This window comes from Streptomyces sp. NPDC093064, assembly GCF_044754605.1.
GTDB lineage: Bacteria > Actinomycetota > Actinomycetes > Streptomycetales > Streptomycetaceae > Streptomyces.
Genome location: NZ_JBIVPK010000034.1, coordinates 42,580 through 68,990 on the forward strand (window position 1 = coordinate 42,580; position 26,411 = coordinate 68,990).

General features: G+C 73.6%; 18 protein-coding genes. 14 read left to right on the forward strand and 4 right to left on the reverse strand.

What is annotated here, in order from left to right:
* Positions 1-41 precede the first annotated feature (41 nt).
* Positions 42-1,685, reverse strand: coding sequence for a hypothetical protein (locus ACIQFZ_RS30660; RefSeq protein WP_402692716.1), 1,644 nt, complete (start codon positions 1,683-1,685; stop codon positions 42-44).
* Positions 1,686-1,721: 36 nt separating this feature from the next.
* A complete protein-coding gene (locus ACIQFZ_RS30665) occupies positions 1,722-1,916 on the reverse strand; it encodes a hypothetical protein (protein ID WP_361417201.1) in 195 nt (64 codons plus the stop codon).
* Between the two features lie 336 nt (positions 1,917-2,252).
* Between ACIQFZ_RS30665 and ACIQFZ_RS30670 the strand changes: the two genes are divergently transcribed.
* The 8 genes from ACIQFZ_RS30670 to ACIQFZ_RS30705 all read left to right on the forward strand — a co-directional run bounded on the left by ACIQFZ_RS30670 (position 2,253) and on the right by ACIQFZ_RS30705 (position 15,133).
* Positions 2,253-2,645: an ankyrin repeat domain-containing protein gene (locus ACIQFZ_RS30670; protein WP_225075996.1), complete on the forward strand. Its 393-nt coding sequence runs from the start codon at positions 2,253-2,255 to the stop codon at positions 2,643-2,645.
* Positions 2,646-2,968: 323 nt separating this feature from the next.
* The gene (locus ACIQFZ_RS30675; RefSeq protein WP_365430519.1) at positions 2,969-4,387 is read left to right on the forward strand and encodes a HEAT repeat domain-containing protein; all 1,419 of its coding nucleotides are present in this window, start codon (positions 2,969-2,971) and stop codon (positions 4,385-4,387) included.
* A 139-nt stretch (positions 4,388-4,526) separates the two neighbouring features.
* Positions 4,527-5,654: a glycosyltransferase family 1 protein gene (locus tag ACIQFZ_RS30680; protein ID WP_365777652.1), complete on the forward strand. Its 1,128-nt coding sequence runs from the start codon at positions 4,527-4,529 to the stop codon at positions 5,652-5,654.
* Positions 5,651-6,814: a glycosyltransferase gene (locus ACIQFZ_RS30685; protein ID WP_365777650.1), complete on the forward strand. Its 1,164-nt coding sequence runs from the start codon at positions 5,651-5,653 to the stop codon at positions 6,812-6,814. The genes ACIQFZ_RS30680 and ACIQFZ_RS30685 overlap by 4 nt, the downstream gene beginning before the upstream one ends.
* Positions 6,811-7,671, forward strand: a complete 861-nt coding sequence (locus ACIQFZ_RS30690; RefSeq protein ID WP_402692717.1) for an SGNH/GDSL hydrolase family protein — start codon at positions 6,811-6,813, stop codon at positions 7,669-7,671. The genes ACIQFZ_RS30685 and ACIQFZ_RS30690 overlap by 4 nt, the downstream gene beginning before the upstream one ends.
* A 212-nt stretch (positions 7,672-7,883) precedes the next feature.
* Positions 7,884-9,410, forward strand: coding sequence for a hypothetical protein (locus ACIQFZ_RS30695; RefSeq protein WP_365430511.1), 1,527 nt, complete (start codon positions 7,884-7,886; stop codon positions 9,408-9,410).
* A 52-nt stretch (positions 9,411-9,462) separates the two neighbouring features.
* Complete coding sequence (locus ACIQFZ_RS30700; RefSeq protein WP_402692718.1) at positions 9,463-10,341, forward strand: hypothetical protein; 879 nt, start codon at positions 9,463-9,465, stop codon at positions 10,339-10,341.
* A 79-nt stretch (positions 10,342-10,420) separates the two neighbouring features.
* Positions 10,421-15,133: a hypothetical protein gene (locus ACIQFZ_RS30705; protein ID WP_402692719.1), complete on the forward strand. Its 4,713-nt coding sequence runs from the start codon at positions 10,421-10,423 to the stop codon at positions 15,131-15,133.
* 76 nt (positions 15,134-15,209) lie between these two features.
* On the opposite strand, the gene ACIQFZ_RS30710 is transcribed toward ACIQFZ_RS30705, so the two are convergent.
* Positions 15,210-15,677, reverse strand: coding sequence for a hypothetical protein (locus tag ACIQFZ_RS30710; RefSeq protein ID WP_376652303.1), 468 nt, complete (start codon positions 15,675-15,677; stop codon positions 15,210-15,212).
* Positions 15,678-16,080: 403 nt separating this feature from the next.
* Here ACIQFZ_RS30710 and ACIQFZ_RS30715 point away from each other — a divergent pair, with 403 nt between their 5' ends.
* The 5 genes from ACIQFZ_RS30715 to ACIQFZ_RS30735 are packed head-to-tail and all read left to right on the forward strand — an operon-like array spanning position 16,081 to position 24,039.
* Entirely contained in the window at positions 16,081-18,921 is a 2,841-nt protein-coding gene (locus ACIQFZ_RS30715; protein ID WP_402692720.1) for a nitrate- and nitrite sensing domain-containing protein, read from the forward strand.
* Positions 18,918-19,379 carry a roadblock/LC7 domain-containing protein gene (locus tag ACIQFZ_RS30720; RefSeq protein ID WP_365423050.1) on the forward strand — a complete coding sequence of 154 codons (462 nt, stop codon included), beginning with the start codon at positions 18,918-18,920 and terminating at the stop codon, positions 19,377-19,379. Before ACIQFZ_RS30715 ends, ACIQFZ_RS30720 begins: the two co-directional genes overlap by 4 nt.
* Positions 19,380-19,397: 18 nt before the next feature.
* Positions 19,398-19,790, forward strand: coding sequence for a DUF742 domain-containing protein (locus ACIQFZ_RS30725; protein ID WP_361417230.1), 393 nt, complete (start codon positions 19,398-19,400; stop codon positions 19,788-19,790).
* A gap of 24 nt (positions 19,791-19,814) precedes the next feature.
* Entirely contained in the window at positions 19,815-23,453 is a 3,639-nt protein-coding gene (locus ACIQFZ_RS30730; protein ID WP_402692721.1) for a hydantoinase B/oxoprolinase family protein, read from the forward strand.
* Entirely contained in the window at positions 23,434-24,039 is a 606-nt protein-coding gene (locus tag ACIQFZ_RS30735) for an ATP/GTP-binding protein (protein WP_365423056.1), read from the forward strand. The genes ACIQFZ_RS30730 and ACIQFZ_RS30735 overlap by 20 nt, the downstream gene beginning before the upstream one ends.
* A 38-nt stretch (positions 24,040-24,077) precedes the next feature.
* Here ACIQFZ_RS30735 and glpK read toward each other — a convergent pair whose 3' ends face one another.
* Positions 24,078-25,598 carry a glycerol kinase GlpK gene (glpK, locus tag ACIQFZ_RS30740; RefSeq protein ID WP_376652300.1) on the reverse strand — a complete coding sequence of 507 codons (1,521 nt, stop codon included), beginning with the start codon at positions 25,596-25,598 and terminating at the stop codon, positions 24,078-24,080.
* Positions 25,599-25,852: 254 nt separating this feature from the next.
* Between glpK and ACIQFZ_RS30745 the strand changes: the two genes are divergently transcribed.
* Positions 25,853-26,389, forward strand: coding sequence for an NUDIX domain-containing protein (locus ACIQFZ_RS30745; protein WP_365423062.1), 537 nt, complete (start codon positions 25,853-25,855; stop codon positions 26,387-26,389).
* Positions 26,390-26,411 lie beyond the last annotated feature (22 nt).

The window sequence follows — 26,411 nt, forward strand, 5'->3', positions numbered from 1 at the left end:
GTTTGCGGCTTCGCGGTTTACGGGGGCTCCGGCGAAGGTTGTCACGAGGGCTCCGCGATCGCTTCCGTCACTGCCTCCGTGGGCTCCGCGATCGCTTCCGGCACCGCCTTCGTGGGCTCCGCGATCGCTTCCGGCACCGCCTCCGTGGGCTCCGGCACCCGCTCCCCGTCGGCCGGCGTGGTCTTCGGCGGCAGAAGATCGAGCACGGCCTGCCGGTGCGCGTCGCTCGTCGCGTCGTCGTAGGGGTCGGGCGTGACCGGCACCTGGAGCCGGTGGACCGGCTTCGTCCCCAGCCGGGCGTACCCGCGTCCGGCCGGGACGACGGGCAGCGGCGTCGTGTGCGGCGGCGCTCCCAGCACCGCCTTGTGCTGTTCCGCCGTCGCCGACCCGAGGACCACGCGCGCGCGTGTGTGCTGCCGTACCGCGTCGCTCAGCGCCTCCGCGCTGTCGAACTGCTCGGCCACGACGACGGCCACGCTGACCGCGCGTCCGTGCCGCAGCGGCACCTGGAGCAGCGCCTGCGGGTCCTTGCGGCCGTCCGCGGCGGCCAGGTGCGTGAACGCGGTCGGCCGGTCGAGCAGCAGCCACAGCGGCCGCTTGGTGTCCTCCGGCGGCGGATGGCCCGCCTGCCGTGTGCGGTTGACGGCGATCAGCCTGCGCTCGGTCTCGGTGGCCGCCCACTCCAGGCTCGCCAGCACCCCGGCCAGCCCGCACTCGACCGCGAGAACCCCGTCCCGGCCGGTCAGGCAGGCGAACTCGCCGGTGCCGCCGCCGTCGACGATCAACACGTCGCCGTGCTGGAGGGCCTGGAGCGCGATGGAGCGCAGCAACGTCGAGGTGCCGCTGCCGGCCTGGCCCAGGGCCAGCAGGTGCGGCTCGGTGGAGCGCAGGCCCGTGCGCCAGACGACCGGCGGCACGTCGCGCTGCTCCTCGCCGTAGCCGAGGGGGAGCGTGCGCTGGACTTCGGTGGGGTCGGTGAAGCCGAGCACGGTCTCGCCCGGCGCCGTGACGAAGCGCTGCGCGGCGATGTCCGTGGGCAGCGGGGCGAGCGCGGTGACGGTGAGCTGGTTGCCCTCCTCGTCCCAGGAGAAGAGGTACTCGCGGCCGCGGCCCGCCTTGACGGTGAGCAGGTGCTCGATCCGCGCGCGGGACTCGGTCTCGCCGTCGGTGAAGTACGCGGGGTAGCGGATCAGCAGGTGGCACACGCGTCCCGAGTCGTCGAACTCGAAAGCGGGGAACGCCTTCTCCCACTCGCCGCCGTGCGCGTACAGCGGTGCCGGGTCCTCGGCCACCGAGAAGTAGGGAACCAGGGCCTCGTACAGGGATGCCAGGCGCTGGACGCGCGACTCGTCGGGGCCCTCGGGCTGCGACGGGGTGCGGTCGCGGCCCCGCCAGCCCGCCGCCGCCATGAGGACGATGCCGGCGAGCAGCGGCCCGTACGGCACCAGGGCCACGACCAGGATCACCGAGGCGACCAGGAAGAGGAGCGGTCCCCGCCGGTCCTTCGGTGTCTCCGTCCACTTGCGCCGCCCGGCCCCGGCCAGTCGGCGCAGACCGCGCGAGATCGTGATCAGCGGGTGGAGGACGTCGGTGGCGCCGCCCGCCGCCGTCCGGGCCAGCTCCCGGCCGCGGGAGATCTGTGCGCTGCCGTTGCTCAGAACGCGAGGGAGAGGGCGCCGGGCCACTTCTTGCTCCAGGGGTGCGTGCGGAGGGGGGCGGAATCAGAAATTGAGCCCGCCCAAGAGGCTCGCGACGCTTGCGCCCCCGGCCTTGATGCTCGGGGCCACGCCGGTGCTCGACAGATAGAACCCGAAGAGCCCGCAGATCGTCGCGTGCGAGCTCTTCAGCCCGTGGTTGCGGCAGAACAGGAAGACGACGCTGCCGAGCAGCACAACGCCCGAGATGTTGAGGATCATTGCTCTCTCCTGGTTCACGGGGACAGTCACCATGAGTTCTTCCAGGCTCACAGAATGTATCTATAGGACAAAAGCTGCAACTGGGTGAAATTTCGTAGAATTCCCCCGGTGAGCGGAGCTGCTCTGCGCCCGCCGGTCACGTCTGCTGCGCTCACCGAGCGCTGTGGTGATCTTTGCCTCGAGCGGTGCCCGACATGTGCCGCCGAAGCCAGTACGCTGGCGATTCACCCGTACGGCGTCACCGCTCGCCGCCGTACCGGCTCGCGCACGACCGCCCCGCTCGCTGTCGTACGCTCCCGCAGTCCCCAGCAGTCGTAGTGAGAGGCGGTCCGGCCGATGAGCGAAGCCCCCGACCCCGAGGTCGTGGAGCTGGCGACCAAGATCTTCGATCTGGCCCGGCAGGGGCGGACCGAGGCGCTCGTGGCGTACGTCGACGCGGGCGTCCCGGCCGACCTCACCAATGACCGCGGCGACTCCCTGGTGATGCTCGCCGCGTACCACGGCCACGCAGCCGCCGTCCGCGCGCTGCTGGCCCGAGGCGCCGACGCCGACCGCGTCAACGACCGGGGCCAGACCCCCCTCGCCGGAGCGGTCTTCAAGGGCGAACAGGAAGTGATCAAGGCCCTCCTGGAGGGCGGCGCGGACCCGTCCGCCGGCACCCCCTCGGCCGTCGACACGGCCCGGATGTTCGGCAGGACGGAGCTGCTGGAGATGTTCGGCGAGAGCTGAGCCCCGGGCCGAAAGCAGCCGCTTCGGTCCTTCTGACCAGGAACGACACAAACAACGGGGGAGGCGGTACAGGGCCGCCGGATATTTCGGTCGCGGCAGCGCGGACGCCGGGTCATCATGACGTCGTGATTCACGGACGCGATGGCTGGGCAGGTGTTGCCGCACCGCGCGGGCCGTGATCCGGCCCGTATGGGCCACGGACGAGAGGCAGAGGAAGATGGTCTACAGCAAGCAGCGGACGGCGGGCACCCCGACGTGTTGTCGCGCGGCCAGGTAGTACGAGTTCCCCGGTTGCGTCGACGCTTGATGTGAGGCTGTTTCCCATGTTCGATCCGGTCATAGCGCCCAGCGGTACGCTGCTCGGCCTGCTCCAGCGGGGCCGCGGCGACGGCACGCTGCACGCGCTCACCGCCCCCCGCGCCGAAGCGCTGGCGGCACTGAACCACTGCGTGCTGCTCGACCCACGCCACGACTGGCAGGTGGAGAACCGCTCCCTGTACTACGCCCGGCTCTTCCTCGACCTCGACGGGGAACTGGACCGGATCGAGGAGCACCTCTTCGACCCCGAGGACGCCCTCGACACCGACGAGTCACGCACCGGACTCGCCCTCGCCGTGCTCGGGCACCTCGCCTCCTACGGCAGGCGGGACGCGCTCGCCCTGCTGCGCAGGTACGCCGCCACGGGCGCCAACTGGGCCTGGGCCCTGGACGAACTGGCGCTCAGGGACGACGACGCGGGACTGCGCGCCCTCGCCGCGCCGGTCCTCGCGCGCTTCGCCGCCGACGCCGAGGGCGAGGCCGAGCTGGCCGCCGCGGTGCGCGACGCCTTCGAGCCCCGGCCCTGGCGGCTGTGGGCCGACGACCCGCGCGAGTCGGTCGCCACCCGCGTGCGTGCCGCGCACGAGGCCGGCAGCTTCGACCTCTGGCAACGGCAGATGCGCCCCACCGGACCCCGGCCCGGGTGGAGCGTGCAGGCGGTGTTCGAGTGGGCTCAGCAGGGCGCCGAACGCGGCGCGCCCCGCCATGTCCCGGCCGCCCGCTGTCTCACCGCCGTCGCCGGGCCCGAGGACCGGCCCGAGATCCTCCGCGCCGCCCGCGCCGGTACCGACGCGGCCCGCTGTACCGCCCTGCGCTACCTCGCCGACGGCGACGACCCCGACGCCCTGGACCTGATCGAGGCCGCGGTGTCCGACGGCTCGGTTTTCGTGGTGGAGGCCGCCGTCGACGCCTTCGAACGCATGCGCGGCGCCGCCGCCGTCGACCGGGCACGGGGCTGGGTCCACCGCCCCGACCCGCTGGGCGCCGCCGCCGGACGTGTGCTCGCCTGCCGCGGCGCGGTCCGGGACCGCGACCTCGTTCTCGCCGCCCTGCGGGAGGCGGTCCGGGGCGAAGGCCCCGACGCACCCACCCTGTGGACGCTGGTCGACGGCGCCGGCCGGCTGGGCATCACCTGCGCCGCGCCCGTGCTGCGCCACGTCTACCGCGAGACCGCCTCCTCCCATCTGCGCGGCCGGGCCGCCCGAGCCCTGGCCGCCACCGACCCCTCCTTCCCCGCCGGATTCGCCGTCGAATGCCTGTGGGACTGCGAGGAGACCACCCGCGAGATCGCCGCTCGGCACGCTGAGACCGGCGATACGCGCGTCGTCGAGCGACTGCGCCGACTCGCCGCCGACCCGGCCGAGGAGGACGAGGTCCAGACCGCCGTGCGCAGCCGGATCGGACCGGACACGCCCACCGGGTGAACGTCCGGTGACCCGGGGGCCAGGGGCGCGTGGCCGGGAGCAGTCCGGCCCGGCCGCACAGCCCAACGCTCATGGGACGTTCCTCGTCCGGAAAGATCCACGTTGACGCGGGCACGTCCAGCACGGCGACAACACCGGTATGCGTGTCGTCATCGTGACCGAATCCTTTCCCCCCGATGTGAACGGCGTGGCCCACTGCGCGTTCCAGACCGCCCGGCACCTCGTCGATCGCGGTCACGCTCCCCTCGTCGTGGCTCCCGCCACCGCCGCCTCGACCGGGCCCGACGCCCCCGCGCCGTGCCCCGTCGTCCGCGTCCCCTCCCTTCCGCTCCCGGGCTACCCCCAGGTCCGCGTCGCCCTGCCCAGCAGGCGCGTCGCGGCGGCGCTCACCGAGCACCGCGCCGACCTCGTCCACCTGGCAGGCCCCTTCGTCCTCGGCGTCCGCGGCATGGCGGCCGCCACCCGGCTCGGCATCCCCGCCGTCGCCGTCTACCAGACCGACCTCGCCGGCTACGCCCGCACCTACATGGGCGCCGGCGAGGCGGCGGCCTGGCGGCGCATCCGCTCCGTCCACGCCGCCGCCGACCTCACCCTCGCCCCCTCCAGCGCCGCCCAGCAGGACCTGGAGGCGCACGGCGTGCCCCGGGTCAGGCTATGGGGCCGCGGCGTGGACACCGTCCGCTTCCGCCCCGAGCACCGTGACGAGGCACTGCGCCGCGAACTCGCCCCGAACGGTGAGCTGATCGTCGGCTACGTCGGCCGGCTCGCCGCCGAGAAGCAGGTCGAACTGCTCTCCGGGGTCTGCGGTCTGAACGGCGTACGGGTCGTGGTGGTGGGCGACGGGCCCAGTCGCGCCCAGCTGACCGAGGCCCTGCCGGGCGCGGTCTTCCTGGGCCGCCGCACCGGCGACGACCTCGCGCGGATCTTCGCCTCGCTGGACGTCTTCGTGCACACCGGCCCCTTCGAGACGTTCTGCCAGACCGTGCAGGAGGCCATGGCCTCCGGGGTGCCCGTCGTCGCGCCCGCCGCGGGCGGCCCGCTCGACCTGGTCGACCACGGTCGCACCGGGCTGCTCGTCCCGCCGCGCGACGCGGCCGCCGTACGCGACGCCGTGTGGGCGCTGGCCGCCGACCCGGCACTGCGGGCGTCGTTCGCGGCGGCCGGCCGCTCCGCGGTCGAGGAGCGCACCTGGGCGGCGGTCGGCGACCAGCTCATCGCCCACTACGAGGGCGTGCTCGCCGCGCGGCGGACGGCGGTGGCGGCATGACCACGGCGCCGCTCACCCTCGTGCGGCTCGCGAACTTCGTCGCCCCCACCTCCGGCGGACTGCGCACCGCCCTGCGCGAACTCGGCAAGGGCTACAAGGCGGCCGGCCACGAACCGGTGCTGATCATCCCGGGCGACCGCCACACCGACCAGGAGACCGAGCAGGGCCGCGTGATCACCCTGCCCGGGCCGTTGCTGCCCGGCACCGGCGGCTACCGCGTCCTCACCGACAAGCGGCGGGTGGCCGCCCTCCTGGAGGAACTCGCACCGGACCGCCTGGAGGTCTCCGACCGCACGACGCTGCGGTGGACCGGCAAGTGGGCCCGGCGGGCCCGGGTTCCGGCCGTGATGGTGTCCCACGAGACCGCCGACGGCGTGCTGCGCACCTGGGGCTTGCCGCAGAACCTTTCCCAGCGCGCCGCCGACGCCCTCAACGTCCGTACCGCTCACACCTACGCGCGCGTGGTGTGCACCACCGAGTTCGCCGAGCGCGAGTTCGTGCGGGTCGGCGCGCGCAACGTCGTGCGCGCGCCCCTGGGTGTCGACCTGGTGGAACGGCACCCCGCGCTGCGGGAGGCGGCTCTGCGCGCCCAGCACGCGCGCGACGACGAGGCGCTGCTGGTGATGTGCTCCCGGCTGTCCGTGGAGAAGCGGCCCGGCAACGCGCTGGACGCGCTGGAGGCGCTGCTGCGGCGCGGACGGCGGGCGGTGCTGGTGGTGGCCGGGGACGGTCCGCTGCGGACGCGGCTGGAGCAGCGGGCCCGTGAGCGGGCGCTGCCGGTGACGTTCCTCGGGCACGTCCGCGACCGCGACCGGCTCGCCGCGCTCCAGGCCTCCGCCGACGTGTGCCTGGCACCCGGGCCGGCCGAGACCTTCGGGCTTGCCGCGCTGGAGGCCATGGCCTGCGGCACCCCCGTGGTGGCCAGCGCCTCCTCCGCGCTGCCGGAGGTGATCGGCACCGCCGGCGACAGCGCGGCGGACCACGGCGAGGCGTTCGCCGACGCCGTGGAGGGCCTGCTGGCACGCCCGGAGCGGGAGCGGCGCGAGGCGGCACGCGCGCGTGCGGAGTGCTTCGGGTGGAACGCCTCCGTGGAGGCGTTCCTCGCCGCACACGACGTACCGGCCCCCGTGCGACGCCCGTTGCCGGAGGGCGTGGCATGAGGTCCCTGCGCTTCGTCGCCCTCGGCGATTCGCTGACCGAGGGCGTCGGCGATCCCACGGGCGACGGATGGCGCGGCTGGGCGGCACTGCTCGCCGGCGGCCTCGCCGAGAAGCCCTCGGCCGTGGAGTTCACCAACCTTGCGGTCAGCGGGGCGCAGACCCGCGACGTCCTGGAGCGGCAGACCCCGGCCGGGCTGGAGCTGCGCCCGGACGTCGTGTCGGTGGTCGTCGGCGTCAACGACACCCTGCGCCGCACCTTCGACATCCACGCGGTGGCCGCCCGGCTCGACCGGGTCTTCGCGGCCTTCACCGGCCGGGGCGCGGTCCTGCTGACGGCCTGTCTGCCCGACCCCGGCGCGATGCTCGGTCTGCCCGACGCGCTGGCCCGTCCACTGGCCCGGCGGCAGCGGGCGGTCAACACGGTGGTCCACGCCCTGTCGGAGCGGTACGGCGCCGTGCACCTGCACGCCGACGCGGGCCAGTGGCTGACCGACCGCGCGATGTGGAGCGCGGACCGGCTACACCCGGGGGAGCGCGGTCACCGCCAACTCGCCGTCCGCTTTCACGCGTTGCTCGCGGAGACGGGCGTGGCGAGCGGGCCCGCGCCCTCGCCCGAGCCGGAGTTCCCCGCGCCCACCAGGTCGGCGAGCCTGTGGTGGCTGGCCACGGCGGGCACCGCCTGGGTGGCCCGCCGCTGCACCGACCTGCTGCCGCAACTGCTCACCCTGGCCGCCGACGAACTCCGCCACCACGCCCGCGGCACGAGCACCCGCCTCGACCTGCGCTCGTCGGCATCGGTATCGGCGGCCCTGGCCGCGCTGTCCGCACCGGTGGGAGCGGAGCCGGAGGTGGCTTGAGACGGGAGTGGCTGGAGGTTGACCGCGCGGCGCCTTCAACCGCCGCCGAACCGTGCCCCGCCGACCGCGTCTCGTACGACCCGCGGTGGGTGACGGGCCCGCGACCGGCGGATCCTCCGTGCCCTCTGCGAAGGCGGGCGGGGCGACGTACCGCGTCGGCCGCGTCCGTGCCGTTTGGGTCGTTGTCAGGCCAAGGACCTAATCTGTGCACCGTGACTTCGCCTGCATCGACGGACAGCGTTCCGCCCCAGCTCAGCGCGGGGCCGCGCCCTGCCCAGGGGCCGGCCGCCGACGAGGGACTGGCGCGGCGGCTGCGCGCGCTCGCCTGCACCGCGCCGCTGCACGACCTGGACGCCCGCAAGGCCAACCTCGCCGGCGAGTACTCGGTGTACGGCATGGCGGAGGTCGCGCTCGCCGCCATCGACCTCGTCACCCTCAACATGGACTTCGACACCGGCGCCGACCACGACCAGGTCGTGGCCCGGCTCGTCCCGCGCGTCGCCGCGCAGGCCCCGCGGCGCCCGGCCGGCGAGCACGAGCGCGTGGCCCGCTGGGTCCTGGAGAACCTGATCAACGTCGGCAGCGTCGACCGCGGCTTCCGCGCGGTGTACGGCACCTTCGGGCCGGACGGCACGTATGTGCGCCGCGACTACGACTTCAAGCTGATCGAGGAGGTCCCCGGCCCCGGCGGCAGCGTCTACCTGCGCACGACGGACGAGGCGGTCAACGTCCTCGTCGGCGCCCTCGACACCGACGTCACCAGCGCCCAGATCGCCGCCGAGGTCAAGCTGGAGGTGCTCATCAGCCGCGGCCGCCTCGCGGACGCCCAGCTCGCCGCCGAACAGGCCCGCTACCGGACCGTGCAGTACTCGGAGACCCTGCGCAGGGCCCTGGAGGCGACGCGGCGCAACGTCCGGGCGGTGGACTGGCTCAGCGCCGTCCCCGACATGATCGCCGAGGCCCTGGACCACGTCGCCGACCGCTACCGGCACGAGAACGCGATCCTGACCAACATCCGCAAGGCGCGCGACGAGTCGGAGGACCCCGAGCACAAGCGGCGCGCCGCAGAGCTGGTCGACATCGTCAAGGACTGCATCCGCAGGCACACCCAACTGCAGTCCCGGCTGCTGGAGGCCGGGCCCCTGTTCCGTGCCGAGCAGGACCGGCAGGCCTTCGCCACCCCCCTGACCACCTCCGGGACCGACCTCTACGGCCACCTGCTCGCCCCCACCCTCCCCCTGCCGCTGGAGCAGGCGATCCGGGTCACGGACGCCTTCTTCGCGCGCGGGACCGGGCTGCGCACGCCGGTGTCCGTCCGTGTCGCCGACCTCGTGGACATCCTGCTGACGCCGCCCGTCGAGCGGGAGCACCTGGGCGCCGAGATGCCCGAGCCCGACCTGATTGCCACCCCGGACGACAGCCGCTTCAGCGAGGAGCAGCTCGCGGCCGCCATGGAGCTGCTGGACCTGCCGGCCGACGCGCCGCGACGGCTGTCGGGTCTGCTCGCCGAGGCCCGCGACAAGGACCCCGACCTGCCGTACCTGGTCGCCCTGCTGGCCGTCCACGCGGCCAGCCCCCCGGTCGGCACCGCCTACCGGCAGGGCGAGGAGAAGCTGCTGTTCGCCGTGGACGACGGGACCGAGCTGGACGATCAGGAGTTCGGCGGCGCCGACCTCGTCGTCGGCACGGCACTGCTGGACGCGGCGGGCATGGCGGCCGACCGGACGGAGGCGGCGTGAGCCCCGCCGGCAACCGTACGCACGAGCGACACCCCAGCAAGGAGCCCCAACCGTGACCGAGCACGTCGACCGGAGTGAGCCGGAAGCCGCAGGCGCGCCCACGGCGGTCGCCGTCACACCCGCCGACGCCGCCGACGCGGCCCGGCTCGTCGCCTTCGGGCTCCAGCCCAAGCTTCAGCCCGCCCGCGACCAGGAGTACGCCGACCTGCTGCGCCGCCACCGCGAGGACCCGGCGTTCGCACGGCTCGCGGACGCCGTGGCCGCCGGACTCGGGCTGGTCGTCCTTGAGGTGTCCCCACGTGCCGGGATGGCGGTCACCGCCGCCGAGGACTCGGTGTTCGCCGTCCGCATGGGCGACTACGCGCGCCGTACCGCAGCCGACTCCGGCGACCGCTTCCTGCACGGACTGGCCCACCTCGCGGTGGCCGCCCTGGCGTTCCCGCGCCCCGAGGACCTCTGCGACGACGGCTACATCGGGCGCGTCACCGTCAACGGCGTGGACGCCTTCGTCCGCCAGGCCTGCCGCCGCCTGGAGGAGCGCGCCGAGGAGCGGGGCGAGAACACCGACCCGGCCACCGACGCGCCCGGCCTCGAGGCCGCCTGGCGGATCTGGGCCAGACGCAGCGCGACCGGGGCCACCAAGGACGCACGCCGGCCGGCCGCCTCCACCACGGGCATCGTGGCCAAGGCCCTGGCGTTCCTGACCGACTCCGGGTTCCTCCAGCGCACCGGCGACGAGAGCGGCGGCACGTACCGCACGACGGCCCGCTACCAGCTCCAGGTGCGCGACATGGCGGGCAGCGCCGCCCTGACCGAACTGCTCGAACTGGGCATCGTCCCGATGGCCGGCGGCACACCGAGCCTGCTGCCCGCCGAGGACGGCGACGACCTGGACCTGGTGGCCGACGCCGGGCTGCCGTTCCACTCCTGAGGCCCAGCCGCCTCCCGCCGCCCCCGTCCGCAAGAACCCCGCCACCCCCCAACTGCAAGAAGACTGACGAGAGTCCGCCATGTACGAGCTGTCCCGGGTCCGCCTCTACTCCATCGGGCCCGCCGGTGCGCGCTACGCCGACACCGTGCTTGACCTGCGGGGCGTGGGCGAGCCGGTGCCCGACCCCGCGCCCATCCAGGCGGAGTTCTTCGAGGCGGAGCCGGTCGGACCGCCGCGCCGGCCCGCCCCCGCCGGTGTGCTGTTCCTGGAGAACGGCGGCGGCAAGTCCGTGCTGCTCAAGCTGATCTTCTCAGTGATGCTGCCCGGCCACCGCAACACCCTCGGTGGCGCCAGCTCCGGCGTGCTGCGCAAGTTCCTGCTCGCCGACGACTGCGGGCACGTGGCGCTGGAGTGGCAGCACGTGCAGACCGGCGAGTGCGTGGTCGTCGGCAAGGTCAGCGAGTGGCGCGGGCGCCAAGTCTCCAACGACCCACGGAAGTTCGCCGAGGCCTGGTACTCCTTCCGGCCCGGACCCGGACTCACCCTGGACAACCTCCCCGTCGCCGAGGCCACGTCCGTACGGCCGTCCGCCGAGGGCCAGTCGGGCGCGCGGGGCCGCCGCCGCACCATGAAGGGCTTTCGGGACGCCATCACCGAGGCGGCCAAGACCTACCCGTATCTCGAGGTGCACTTCGAGGACATCCACGAGCGCTGGACCGAGCACCTGGGCGACCTCGGCCTCGACCCCGAACTCTTCCGCTACCAGCGGGAGATGAACGCCGACGAGGGCGAGGCGGCCGGCCTCTTCGCGGTGAAGAAGGACTCCGACTTCACCGACCTGCTGCTGCGCGCCGTCACCGACACCCGCGACACCGACGGGCTCGCCGACCTGGTCAGCGGGTTCGGCAACAAGCTGGGCCGGCGCTCCGAGCTGATCGCCGAGCGGGACTTCACCGCCGGCTCGGTCGACCTGCTCGGCCGGATCGTCGAGGCTGCCGAGGCCCGCGCCCGCGCGCGTGACATCCACGCCGCGGCCGAGCGGCGCACCCGGACGCTGGCGCGGCGGCTGTCCGCCCGGGCGGTACGGGAGCGGGTCCGGGCCGCCGACCTCGCCCAGCGCGTCACGGCGGCCGCCTACGGCGTCACGCACTCCGAGGGCGCCCGCGAGCGCAGCGCGCTGATCGCCGCCGAACTCGCCTACCGGCACGCCTCACTGGCCCTCGCCGCCGCCGAGAAGTCCGCGGCCGCGCAGAAGCGGGAACTCGCCGACGCGCGCACCCTGTACGCGGCGTGGCAGGCCGCCGAGGCCGTGCTGCGCCACCGCGCCGCCGCCGACCGCGTGGCCCGTGTCTCCGCCGCGATCCAGGAGGCCGAACGGGACGCGGCCCCGGCCCTGGCCGCGCGCGCCAAGGCCGCCACGGATCTCGTACGGGCCCTGCACACGGCCGCCGAGAGCGCCGAGACCGTCGCCAACGAGGAGGAGGAGCGGTCCGCGCGGCTCCAGGAGGTCGGCGAGTCCGCCTACCGGGACCAGACCGCCGCCGCGACCGAGGCGCAGCGCGCCCGCAGCGAGGCCGGGCATCTGCGCCAGCGCCTCGCCGAGGTCGAGCAGGAGACCGCCGAGGCGGTCCGCGCGGGCTGGCTGGACGACAGCGCGCCCGATGCCGATCCGGCCCGTGCGGCCCTGGCCGCCAGCGATGCGGAGAAGACGGCGGTCGCCGCCTGGGACCAGGTCCGCGAGACTGCCCGGAAGGCCACGGAACAAGCGCGCGAGGCCGCCTCGGCCGAATCCCGCGCGGAGCTCACCGCGGCCCGCGCGGCCGACGCGGCGACGGCGGCACAGCGCGCCTACGAGACCGAACGCCGCACCGCCGAGGCGCTGGCGGCCGAGGGGCGGCTCGCGGAACTGCTGAGCCTGCCGGGCGCGACCGGGGCCGCGCGGGCAGGAGTGCCGGCGCCACGGACCGGACCGGACGCCGCGGGCGCCACCGCGTCGGGTGCCGAGGCGGCCCACCGCACCGGAGGGGCGCCGTACGGCACGCCGGGACGGCAGGGTGCCGCGGAGGCGGACCAGGGCGGGGCCGAGGGCACGCTCACCCCCGAGGACCTGGACCGCTTCGCCGACGAGCTGCGCGAACTGCTCGACGGCGCCGTGTCCTCCGCGGAGCGGCACCTGTTCGAACTGCGCACCGCCGCCGCCGACGACTCCCGGATCCTCGGCGCGCTCGGCGACGGCGGGCTGCTGCCGCCCGGCCCGGACGTACTGGCCACGGTGGAGTTCCTCGGCGAGCATGGCATCCCCGCGCTGCCCGGCTGGCGCTACCTCGCCCAGGCCGTCGACCCCGCCGACCACGCCCGCGTACTGGCCGCCCGGCCCGAACTGGTCGACGGCGTGATCATCACCGACCCGGACACGCACGCACGTGCCCGCGAGGCCCTCGCGGCCGCGGCCCTGCTGCCGCGCTCCACCGTGGCCGTCGGCACCGCGGCCGCCCTGCTCGCCCCCACCCCGGCCGACGGTGCGCCGCAGGGCGACGTCTTCCTGGTGCCGCCGAACCCGGCCATGCACGACGAGCTCGCCGCCGACGAGGAACGGCAGGCGCTGCGCGCGCGGGCCACCGAGCGGGACGAGGAGATCCGCACCCTGGCCGCCCGGCTCGGCAAGGACCGGGAGCTGGCTGCGCGGCTCGCCTCCTGGCGCACCGGCTGCCCCGCCGGCCGGCTGCTGGAGCTGGCACAGGCCGCCCAGGAGACGCGTGTGTTCGCCGAGGAGGCCGAGGCCGAGCTGGCCGAGGCCCGCAGCCTGCGGGCGGAGGCCGACGAGGCCGCCGCCGAGGTCGCCCAGGAGCGCGACGAGCGGCAGGAAGCCGCCCAGAAGGCGCGGCGGGCCGCCGACGCCCTCGCCGGACTCGCGTTCCGGCTGCGCGAGCGGGCCGGCTGGCAGGCCCGGCTGCGCGAACTCGCCGACGAGGCGGCCGAGTCCGAGGCCCGCGCCCAGGTCTGCCTGGAACGCGCCCGCGCCGCCGACGAGGACCGGCGCGCCGCTCAGCGCGCCGCCGACGACACCCGCCGCACCGCACGGGCGCTGCGCGCCGAGCGCTCCGAGATCGCCGGCGCCCCCGACAGCGTGCCGGAGAGCGACGGGGACGCGCCCAAGGCGTCCCTGCCCGCCCTGCGCGAGGCCTACCGCGCCGCCTCCCAGGTCTACGAGAAGGTCGGTGTCGGCGCGGACCTGCGGGCCGAGCAGGCCCGAGCGGAGAGCGACGAGAGTGCCGCCCGCGCCGAACTCGACCGGCTCAGCAACAAGGTCCGTACCCGCGCGGAACAACTCCTGGAGTCCCCCGAGGGCTCCGACGGGCCCTCCCGGCAGGGCGCCGCCGCCCGCGCCGAGGAGCTGGTGCAGCTCCTGGAGACCCGGATGTCCTCCGCGAGCGAACAGCTCGGCCGGCTGCGCGGCGAGGCCGAGCGGCACGCGCCCGAGGACGGCGAGGTACACACCGAACTCCCCGAGGACCTGCTCCCGCGCGACGCCGAGCACGCCCAGGCCCTGCTGCGCACGGCCACCGCGGAACTCGCCTCCCGGGCCGGGGCGCTGGCCCAGGCCCGCGAGGCGCACGCCGAGCTGCTGGAGTCCCACCGGGCCGCCGAGGACGCGGCCGGCGGCTTCGACGAGATCGCCGGCCAGCTGCGCGACCAGCTGCGCGAGCACACGAGCGACGAGGAGCAGGAGAAACCCGAGCCGTACCCGGGCAGCCCGGAGGACGCCCGGCAGGCGGCCGCCGAGGCCCGCAGGTCACTGCGCGGCTGCGCCGCCGACCTGTCCGCCGCCGAGGCCGCCGTCCGCGAGGCGAGCGACATCCTCGTCCGGCACGCCAACTCCACCCGCTACGAACAGGTGCGCACCCCCGCGCGGCAGCAGATCCGCGAACTGCCCGCCTCCGCCCTGCCCGAGCACGCCCAGAAATGGGCGGAGGCCTTCGCGCCCCGGCTCCGGGTGCTCACCGACGAGCTGGCCCAACTGGAACGCAACCGGGACTCGATCGTGGACCGGTTGCGCGGACTGGTCGAGTCGGCGCTCGCCACGCTCAGGTCGGCCCAGCGTCTGTCCCGCCTTCCGGAAGGGCTCGGCGAGTGGTCCGGGCAGGAGTTCCTGCGCATCCGCTTCGACGAGCCCGACCAGGCCACGCTCGCCGAGCGGCTCGGCGAGGTCATCGACGAGGCGACCCGCGCCGCCGTGAAGAAGAACTCGGACCTGCGGCGCGACGGCATGTCCCTGCTGCTGCGCGGAGTCGGCGCGGCGCTTCAGCCCAAGGGCGTCGCCGTGGAGATCCTCAAGCCGGACGCCGTCCTGCGCGCCGAGCGGGTCCCCGTCGGGCAGATGGGCGACGTGTTCTCCGGCGGCCAGCTGCTCACCGCGGCCATCGCCCTGTACTGCACGATGGCCGCCCTCAGGTCGAACGATCGCGGCCGCGACAAGCACCGCCACGCGGGCACGCTCTTCCTGGACAACCCGATCGGCCGCGCCAACGCCACCTATCTGCTGGAGCTCCAGCGGGCCGTCTCGGACGCCCTCGGTGTGCAACTCCTCTACACCACCGGCCTGTTCGACACCACGGCGCTCGCCGAGTTCCCCCTGGTGATCCGGCTGCGCAACGACGCCGACCTCAGGGCCGGGCTGAAGTACATCAGTGTGGAGGAGCACCTGAGGCCGGGGCTGCCGCAGCAGACTCCCGCGGGCGAGGCGGTGCACAGCGAGATCACGGCGACCCGGATGTTCAAGCGCCCGGCGTGACGGCCCGGCCGGGCCGGAGGACTCGACCGGCTCGACCGAGCCCGGCCGTTCGACCGGCCGCCGTCCGCCGGTCTTCCTACGGATGCGACAACTGGCCCGAGCCGCCCCGGCCGTGTATCCGCTTCCCCGCCCGCTCGGCCCGCCGCGCCTGGCGCCGCTCGCGCCGCAGGGCCCGCGCGGTGCTGCTCGGCACCGACACCACGCCGTTGCGCTGGTTCCACACCTGGCGGGTCACCCACACGTCGAGCGCCGCCCAGGTGGCCACCACCGTGCTGGCCACGCTGCTCAGAAGCATCGGGAACGCCAGCCACGCCCCGGACACGCTGAACAGGAACGCCACCACGGCCTGTATCAGCGTCACGGAGACGATCAGCACCGCCCGCACGGCGGCCGAACGCACCGGATCCGGCAGCCTGCGCCGCCGCGCGGGCTCCTCGACCCACAACGGCTTGTAGGACGGCTGCCCGCCCCGCCCGCCCGTGTGCACCGAAGACCCGTACGCCCCCGGCCGCTCCGCTGTCCCCATCACTGCGTCCCTCCCCACCGCCGGCAGACCGCTCGCCCCGATGCCCGAAGAACCGGCTCCCCAGTGGCTGCCCGGCTTGCGCTGTTTTACGCGGCCCGGACGCGCACTGCGCCTCCTGTGGCCGATTCCGCCCCCATCTCCCATGGACAAGGACGAACGAGACGTCACGAAGATTCCCGGCCGACGAAAAGAATCGGTCAACCGACCAGGCCGGACGCCCCGTTCCCGCACCCCCGCCACCACGGCCTTCCAGACCGGCATCTCCCCCAATGCCCCGACAACTCACCCGCCCCCGACACCCATACGGAAGTACTGCCTCCGGACAGCTCTTCGAGTTGACTGCATGTCGGTAGTAGGCTCGCGCCGTTTGTTGACGCACATGTGTACCCCGGGGCCTCTGGGGGACGAGCTGGGGGAGGCCATGCGCTTTCGCGGGAAGTCCATCCGCCGGAAGATCGTGGCGCTGCTGCTCGTGCCGCTGCTCTCGCTCACCGCGATCTGGGCCTTCGCCACGCTGATCACCGGGCGGCAGGTGACGCAGCTGTTCAACGCGTCCTCCGTGGTGGAGGAGGTCGCCTACCCCACCGAGGACACCGTCCGGGTCCTGCAACAGGAACGCCGCCAGGCCCTCGTCCATCTCGCCGACCCCCGCGCCTCCGACGGCCTCGCCGCACTACGGCGCAGCACGAGCGCCACCGACGAGGCGATCGCCAGGATCCGCGGGACCGCGAAGAACCCCGACGTCCGCGAAGCGCTCGGCCCGTCCGGCGCCGGACGCCTGAGCGTCGCGCTGGACGCCTTCGACGGCATCGACTCGCTGCGCCGCAGCGTCGAGGACCGCACCGTCGGGCGCGCCGAGGCACTCGACCTCTACAACCAGCTCATCGACCCCTGCTACGCCCTGCTCGCCAACCTCCACGTCGTCGACGACGTGGACCTGGCCAGGCAGTACCGCGCCCTGGTCGGTCTCGCCCAGGCCCGCGAACTCCTTTCCCGCGAGGACGCGTTGCTCGGCTCCTCGCTGATCGTCGGCCGCCTGTCCCGCGACGAGACCCGCGGCATCTCCGACCTGGTCGCCCAGCGCTCCCTGCTGTACGACGTCGACCTGCCCCTGCTGCCCTCCTCCGAACGCGGCCGCTACGACCGCTTCTGGCAGAACGCCTCCTCCGCACCGCTGCGGACCGCCGAACAGGCCGCCGTCTCCAGCACGTCCGGCACACCGCGGGCGGTGAGCGTGCAGAGCTGGGACACCGCCGCCGGGGACGTCCTCGACGAGCTGGGCACCCTCAACGACGAGGCGAACGACCGCTTCCAGGACCGTGTCCGCCCGGTCGCGATGGACGTCATCCTGGAGGCCGCCGTCGCGGGCGTCCTCGGCCTGATCGCCGTGCTGGTCTCGCTCGTCCTGTCCGTGCGCGTCGGCCGCGGCCTCATCCGCGACCTCAGGCAACTGCGCCTGGAGGCCCACGAGGCCTCCGGTGTCCGGCTGCCCAGCGTGATGCGCCGGCTGTCGGCCGGCGAACAGGTCGACGTCGAGACCGAGGTCCCGCGCCTGGAGTACGACAGGAACGAGATCGGCGAGGTCGGCCAGGCTCTCAACACCTTGCAGCGGGCCGCCGTCGAGGCCGCCGTCAAACAGGCCGAACTCCGCGCCGGCGTCTCCGAGGTCTTCGTCAACCTCGCCCGTCGCAGCCAGGTCCTGCTGCACAAGCAGCTCACCCTCCTCGACGCGATGGAACGCCGCACCGAGGACACCGACGAACTCGCCGACCTGTTCCGGCTGGACCACCTCACCACTCGTATGCGCCGGCACGCCGAAGGCCTGGTGATCCTGTCCGGCGCCGCCCCGTCCCGGCAGTGGCGCAGGCCCGTCCAGCTGATGGACATCGTGCGCGCCGCCGTCGCCGAGGTCGAGGACTACGAACGCATCGAGGTCCGGCGGCTGCCGCGCACCGCGGTCACCGGCCCCGCCGTCGCCGACCTCACCCATCTCGTGGCCGAACTCCTGGAGAACGCCACGGTGTTCTCGCCGCCGCACACCGCGGTCCAGGTCGTGGGAGAACGCGTCGCCAACGGCTTCACCCTGGAGATCCACGACCGGGGCCTCGGCATGGCCGCCGAGACGCTGCTGGACGCCAATCTCCGGCTCGCCGAGACACCCGAGTTCGAGCTCTCCGACACCGACCGGCTCGGGTTGTTCGTGGTCAGCCGGCTCGCCCAGCGGCAGAACGTCCGGGTCTCGCTCCAGCCGTCCCCGTACGGCGGCACCACCGCGATCGTCTTCATTCCCGACGCACTGCTGACGGACGACGTCCCGGACACCAACGGCATCGGCTTCCGCCTCGACCGGCCCACCGGGAAGGCCGACCGGGAGGGAGGCCGCAGGGCCGCTCTCGCCCAGGCACCCGTGCAACTGCCCGCCTCGGTCCTGGACGGGCCGGTGGAGCTGGAGGCACCCGTCGACCTGGACGCCGTCGAGGACTTCCCGGACGTCCTCGACGAGGAGGCCGGCGAGCACGGCGGACTGTTCGGTCCGCGCCCCTCCCCGGCACGGCAGACGGCGCACGAGGCGCTGCCCCGCAGCCTCACCGAGCACCGGCAGACCACGAGCCGGCGTGGTGTGCCGCAGGAGACCGGCGAGGAGGAGAACCCGGGGCGCGCGGTCTCGCTGCCCCGGCGCCGGACACCCAAGCTGGTCAGCTCCCACGGACGCCCGGTCTCCGAGCAGAGGTCCCGCCGTGAGACGGCCGGAGCCGGGGACCCGGCGGGTCCCGGCCGCCCGGAGCGCGAACCGGCGGCCCCACTGCCGACCCGCCGTCGCGGCGGGTCCACGCCCGGACCGGCCACGGCAGCGGCCGACGGCCGCGGGGAACGTGACAGCACCGAGGAGTCCCCGGCCACGGGCCAGGGAACGCGGCAGGCTCCGGCCCTTCCGCGGCGCACCGTCCGGCCGGCGCCCGCCGGCGGCGGGCCGGACGGCGAGGGACGCGACCCGGCCGAGGCACCCGGCGGCCCGGGACCCGACGCGGGTCCGCTGCCCCGGCGCACACGGCAGGCCAGTCTCGCCCCGCAACTGAAGCGGAGCCCCGGCCGGCCCGAAGGGACCGGCCCCGACGCGGTCGAACGCGACGCCGACGAGGTACGCAGCCGGATGGCCTCGCTCCAGCGCGGCTGGCAGCGCGGCCGCGAGGAGAACGCCGCGGGGGACCATGCCCCGGACGGCAGCACAGCACAAGGAACGACAGAGGGGGACGGTCGATGACCGCACCGAAGGCGACCGGCCACACCACGACGGACAAGACAGGCGAGACAGACGAAACCAACAGGGCGAACAAGGTGGAGCTGAACTGGCTCCTCGACGAACTCGTGGACAGGGTCGCGAGCATCCGCAAGGCCATCGTCCTGTCCCGGGACGGACTGGCCACCGGCGTGTCCAAGGACCTGACCCGGGAGGACAGCGAGCACCTGGCCGCCGTGGCCTCCGGCTTCCACAGCCTCGCCAAGGGCGTGGGCCGGCACTTCGACGCGGGCGGCGTCCGCCAGACGGTCGTCGAGCTCGACGACGCCTTCCTGTTCGTGACCGCGGCCGGCGACGGCAGCTGCCTCGCCGTCCTGTCGGACGCCGACTCCGACGTCGGCCAGGTGGCCTACGAGATGACACTGCTGGTCAAGCGGGTCGGTGCGCATCTGGGTGCCGCTCCGCGCACCGATGTGTCCTGAGGCGGGTAGTGGGATGACATGAGCGGAGACGGTCAGGCACGAAGCCACTGGTTCGACGACGAGGCCGGACCGGTGGTCCGTCCGTACGCCATGACTCGGGGCCGCACCAGCCATGCGGCCCAGCACCGCCTCGACCTGATCGCGGTGGTCGTCACGGAGCCCCATGTGGAGGACCCGGAGGCGGACGTCACGCTGTCCCCGGAACACGTGGACATCGTCGGGCTGTGCCGCTCTCCGCAGTCGGTCGCCGAACTCGCCGCGGAGCTCGATCTGCCCATCGGTGTGGTGCGCGTGCTCGTCGGTGACCTCGTGGACGAGGAGTACGTCCACGTGACGCGTCCGGTGCCGCCCGCGGAACTGCCGGACGAGAGCATCCTGCGGGACGTGATCAACGGCCTGCGGGCGTTGTGAGCGGTGGGAAAGCAGGGTGGTGACATGACGGGCTGGCAGTTCTGGGTCGACCGGGGCGGCACGTTCACCGACATCGTCGCGCGCCGCCCGGACGGACGTCTGGTCACGCACAAGCTGCTGTCCGACAACCCCGCGCGGTACGCCGACGCGGCCGTCGCGGGCATCCGCGCCCTCCTGGACGGCTCCGCCCGTTCCATCGAGTCGGTCCGCATGGGCACCACCGTGGCCACCAATGCCCTGCTGGAGCGCACGGGCGAGCGGACCGTCCTCGTCGTCACCCGCGGCTTCCGGGACGCCCTGCGCATCGCCTACCAGAACCGCCCGCACATCTTCGCCCGTCGTATCGAGCTGCCCGAGCTGCTGTACGAGCGGGTCGTCGAGGTCGACGAGCGCATCGCGGCCGACGGCACCGTCCTGCGCGCCCCCGAGCTGGACGCGCTCGCCGGACCCCTGCGGCAGGCGTACGACGACGGGATCCGCGCCGTCGCCGTGGTCTGCCTGCACAGCCATCTGCATCCCGCGCACGAGAGGGCCGTCGGCGAGCTGGCCGCCCGCGTCGGCTTCCCGCAGATCTCGCTGTCCAGCGAGGTCAGCCCCCTGATGAAGCTCGTCCCGCGCGGCGACACCGCCGTCGTCGACGCCTACCTGTCGCCCGGGCTGCGCCGCTACGTCCAGCACGTCTCCGACGAACTGGACGGCGTGCGGCTGATGTTCATGCAGTCCAACGGCGGGCTCGCCGAGGCCGGACAGTTCCGCGGCAAGGACGCCGTCCTGTCCGGCCCCGCGGGCGGCATCGTCGGCATGGCCCGCATGTCCCGGCTCGCCGGTTTCGACCGGGTCATCGGCTTCGACATGGGCGGCACCTCCACCGACGTCTCCCACTACGCGGGCGCGTACGAACGCGTCCTCACCACGCAGATCGCCGGCGTCCGGCTGCGCGCCCCCATGCTCGACATCCACACCGTGGCCGCCGGCGGCGGCTCGGTCCTGCACTTCGACGGCACCCGCTACCGGGTCGGCCCGGACTCGGCGGGCGCCGACCCGGGACCCGCCTGCTACCGCGGCGGCGGCCCGCTCGCCGTCACCGACGCCAACGTCATGCTCGGCCGCATCCAGCCCGCCCACTTCCCCGAGGTGTTCGGCCCCGGCGGCGACCAGCCCCTCGACGAGGCACTCGTCCGCGAACGCTTCACCGACCTCGCCCGCGAGATCCGTGAGCGGACGGGCGACGACCGCACCCCCGAGCAGGTCGCCGAGGGCTACCTGCAGATCGCCGTCGCCAACATCGCCAACGCCGTCAAGCGGATCTCCGTGCAGAAGGGCCACGACGTCACCCGCTACGCCCTCACCACCTTCGGCGGCGCCGGGGGGCAGCACGCCTGCATGGTCGCCGACTCGCTCGGCATCCGCACCGTGCTCGTCCCGCCCATGGCGGGCGTCCTGTCCGCGCTCGGCATCGGCCTCGCCGACACCACGGCCATGCGCGAGCAGTCCGTCGAAGCACCCCTGGAGCCCGCCGCCATGCCGCGCGTACTGAAGACCGCCGACGATCTGGAGGGCGCGGCCCGCGCGGAACTGCGCGCCGAGGACGTCCCCGAGGAGCGCGTCCGCGTCACCCGCCGCGCCCAGCTCCGCTACGACGGCACGGACACCACCCTCACCGTCGAACTGACCGAGCCCGCCGCCATGCGGCGCGCCTTCGAAGAACGCCATCGCGCCACGTACTCCTTCACGCTCGACCGCCCGATCGTCGTCGAAGCCCTCTCCGTGGAAGCCACCGGCGTCACCGAACCCCCCGATCTGTCCGCCCTCTCCCCGCACGAGCCCGCCCGCGGCGGCCGCTCCGCCGCCCCGGAGACCGTCCATCTCCACACCGGCGGCGCCTGGCGTGACGTACCCCTCCACCGCCGTGAGGACCTGCCCCCCGACGAGGCCGTCACCGGCCCCGCGATCGTCACCGAGGCCAGTGCGACGACCGTCGTCGACGACGGCTGGCGGGCCGTGGCGCGGGACGACGGGCATCTGCTCCTGGAACGCGTGGCGGTCACGCAGAGTTCCGATCTCGGTACGGAAGCCGACCCGGTCCTGCTGGAGGTGTTCAACAACCTCTTCATGTCGATCGCCGAGCAGATGGGTGCCCGGCTGGAGTCCACGGCCCAGTCGGTCAACATCAAGGAGCGCCTCGACTTCTCCTGCGCCCTGTTCGACCCGGACGGAAACCTCGTGGCCAACGCCCCGCACATCCCCGTGCACCTGGGCTCGATGGGCACCAGCGTCAAGGAGGTCATCCGGCGCCGTGGCCCCCGGACGCGGCCGGGCGACACCTACGCGGTCAACGACCCGTACCACGGCGGCACGCACCTGCCGGACGTCACCGTGGTCACCCCGGTGTTCGACACCGCCGGCACACAGGGTGACCGCATCCTCTTCTACGTCGCCTCGCGGGGCCACCACGCCGAGATCGGCGGGATCGCGCCGGGCTCCATGCCGGCCGGCAGCCGCACCATCGAGGAGGAGGGCGTCCTCTTCGACAACTGGCTGCTCGCCGAGAACGGCCGCCTGCGCGAGGAGGAGACCCGCCGCCTGCTGACGGGCGCGCCCTACCCCTCCCGCAACCCGGAGACCAACCTCGCCGACCTGCGCGCCCAGATCGCCGCCAACCAGAAGGGCGTCGACGAGGTCGCCCGCATGATCGAGGACTTCGGCCTCGATGTCGTCCAGGCCTATATGCGGCACGTCCAGGACAACGCGGAGGAGGCCGTCCGCCGGGTCATCGACGCCCTGGACGACGGGGAGTACGCCTACGAGACCGACTCGGGCGCCGTCATCCGCGTACGCGTGCGCGTGGACCGCGAACACCGGTCGGCGACGATCGACTTCACCGGCACCTCCGCGCAGCTCGCGACCAACTTCAACGCCCCGTTCTCCGTGGTCAACGCGGTCGTCCTTTATGTCTTCCGCACGCTGGTCGCCGACGACATCCCGCTCAACGACGGCTGCCTGCGCCCCCTGGAGATCATCGTGCCGCCCGGCTCCATGCTCTCCCCGCGGCCCCCGGCCGCCGTCGTCGCGGGCAACGTCGAGACCTCCCAGGCGATCACCGGCGCCCTCTACGCGGCGCTCGACGTCCAGGCGGAGGGCTCCGGCACGATGAACAACATCACCTTCGGCAACGAGCGCCACCAGTACTACGAGACCGTTGCCTCCGGCTCGGGCGCGGGCGACGGATTCCCCGGCGCCTGCGTCGTCCAGACGCACATGACCAACTCCCGGCTCACCGACCCCGAAGTCCTCGAATGGCGGCTGCCCGTACGGCTGGAGGAGTTCACGGTCCGGCACGGCAGCGGCGGCGCCGGACGGTGGCCGGGCGGCGACGGCGCGGTGCGCCGCATCCGCTTCCTGGAGGCCATGACCGTCTCCACGCTCTGCCAGCACCGCAGGGTGCGTCCCTACGGCATGGCGGGCGGCGAGCCCGGCGCATTGGGCGCCAACCGGGTGGAACACGCGGACGGCACGGTCACCGAACTCGGCGGAAGCGACTCCGCGGACGTCGCCCCCGGCGACGTACTGGTCGTCGAAACCCCTGGCGGCGGAGGATACGGCCCGCCGTCGCCCGACCCACATCGAGCAGGAGAAGAGATCGATGATCTTCGGCCGTTCTGAGCGCGGCAAGCCCCCGGTCGAGCCCGTCACGCTCAAGATCCTGGTGGCCGGCGGCTTCGGCGTGGGCAAGACGACCCTCGTCGGCGCGGTCAGCGAGATCAGGCCGCTGCGCACCGAGGAGCTGCTGACCGAGGCCGGGCGGCCGGTCGACGACGTCCGCGGTGTGGAGGGCAAGCACACCACCACGGTGGCCATGGACTTCGGCCGTATCACGCTGCGCGAGGACCTGGTGCTGTACCTGTTCGGGACGCCCGGGCAGGAGCGGTTCTGGTTCATGTGGGACGAGCTGTCCGAGGGCGCGCTCGGCGCGGTCGTGCTGGCCGACACCCGCCGCCTCGAGGACTGCTTCGCCGCCGTGGACTACTTCGAGCGGCGCTCCATCCCCTTCCTCGTCGCCGTCAACTGCTTCGAGGCCGCCGCCCGCTATCCCGTGGACACCGTCCGCCAGGCCCTCGACCTCGACGACCACGTCCCGCTGCTGCTGTGCGACGCCCGCGAACGCGAGTCGGTGAAGGAGGTCCTCATCGAGGTCGTCCAGCACGCGATGGCCCACGCCGCGGATCGCCGCCGGGCCGCCACCATCTGACGCCGCGTACGAGGGTCCGGGGGACTCTTGGTTATTGCCTAGTTCTCGCCGTCCTCCAGCCAGCCGAAGCTCTTCTCCACGGCCTTGCGCCAGTTGCGGTACTCGCGGTCACGGACCGAGGCGTCCATGGACGGGGTCCACTCGGCGTCCTTCTGCCAGTGCGACTTGAGTTCTTCGAGGTCGTTCCACACACCCGTGGCCAGCCCGGCCGCGTACGCAGCGCCCAGGCAGGTCGTCTCGGAGATCCTGGGACGGATCACCGGCACGTCGAGCACGTCCGCCTGGTGCTGCATGAGCAGGTTGTTCTTGGTCATGCCGCCGTCGACCTTCAGGGTCGTCAGCCGGACCCCGGAGTCCTGGTACATGGCGTCCACGACCTCGCGCGTCTGCCAGCTGGTCGCCTCCAGCACCGCCCGCGCCAGGTGCGCCTTGGTGACGTACCGCGTCAGGCCGGTGACCACCCCGCGCGCGTCGGAGCGCCAGTACGGCGCGAACAGGCCGGAGAAGGCGGGCACGATGTACGCACCGCCGTTGTTCTCCGCGCTCGCCGCCAGCGGCTCGATCTCGTCCGCGGTACGGATGATGCCGAGCTGGTCGCGGAACCACTGCACCAGCGCGCCCGTGATGGCGATGGCGCCCTCCAGGCAGTACACCGGGGCCTCGTCGCCGATCTTGTAGCCCATGGTGGTGAGCAGGCCGCTCTTGGACGGCACGGGCCGGTTGCCCGTGTTCAGCAGCAGGAAGCTGCCGGTGCCGTACGTGTTCTTGGCGTCGCCCACGTCATAGCAGGCCTGCCCGAACACGGCCGCCTGCTGGTCGCCGAGGGCGGAGGCCACGGGCACCCCGGCGAGCTGGCCGACGGCGGTCCCGTACACCTCTGAGGAGGATCTGATCTCGGGCAGCAGCGCCTCGGGGACGTTCATGGCGGACAGGATCGACTGGTCCCACTGAAGGCTCTGCAGGTTCATCAGCATGGTGCGGCCGGCGTTGGTGACGTCGGTGACGTGCCGGCCGCCGTCGACTCCGCCGGTGAGGTTCCAGATCAGCCAGGTGTCGATCGTGCCGAAGGCGATCTCACCGCGCTCGGCGCGATCGCGCAGGCCGGGCACGTTGTCCAGCAGCCAGGCCGCCTTGGGGCCGGAGAAGTAGCTGGCGAGCGGCAGGCCGGTCTGCTCGCGGAAACGATCCTGCCCTTCGGAGCCGCCCAGTTCGTTGCAGAGCGCCGCGGTCCGCGTGTCCTGCCAGACGATCGCGTTGTGCACGGGCTTGCCGGTGGCCCGGTCCCACAGGACGGTCGTCTCGCGCTGGTTGGTGATGCCGAGGGCGCTGAGCTGGTCGGCACGCAGCCCCGCCTTGGCCAGGGCGCCCGCGACCACCGCCTGCACCTTCGACCAGATCTCGGTGGCGTCGTGCTCCACCCAGCCCGGCTTGGGGAAGATCTGGCGGTGCTCGCGCTGGTCGACGGCGACGATGGCGCCACTGTGGTCGAAGACGATGCAGCGGCTCGAGGTGGTGCCCTGGTCGATGGCGGCCACGAACCTCTCGGCGTTGTCCGTCATGGCTATCCCTTGGGGAGTGGAGAAACGGCTGAGGGCCGGGACCATCCATCCCCTGCGCCCTCACTGGTAACAGTTTGTCCCACGTTGACGAAAACAGCCCGGGATGGGCGGCGAAGGCGCCGACGCCCGCGACGACCGGGTTCGGGGAGTGGGGGAAGTGTTCCCCCGCGCACAGGGAGCGTCAAGGACGCCGACGGCAACGGTGACAACCACCGACGGAAGACGTCCGCCCACTGATCGGATACAGTCCGCGCGTGCCCGAAACCCCGCACTCGACCGCCAACTCCGTACCGCACTCCCACTGTTCGAGCTGCGGAGCGCCTTACGGCGAGGGCGTCACCGGCTGGCCGCGCACCTGCCCGGCCTGCGGCACCGCGGCCTACCGCAACCCGCTGCCGGTCGCGGTGGCCCTCCAACCCGTGTACGACACCCGGGGCACCGCCCTGGTCGTCATCACTCGCACCATCGCCCCCGCACGCGGGGGCACGGCCCTGCCGGGCGGCTACATCGACGACCACGAGGACTGGCGCCAGGCCGTCGTCCGCGAGCTCCAGGAGGAGACCGGGATCGAGGCGGCCGCACGCGACGTGCGGCTCGCCGACGCGATGAGCTCGCCCGATGGGCATCTGCTGCTCTTCGGACTGCTTCCGGAGCGCCCCGCCGAGGGCCTGCCGCAGTTCACCGCCACCGACGAGACGGAGGACCGCCACCTGCTGCGCAGGCCCGCCGAACTCGCCTTCCCGCTGCACACCCGGGCCGTCCGGGCCTGGTTCGACGGCCGCTACCTCTGAAAGGCCGCACACGCTCCAACGG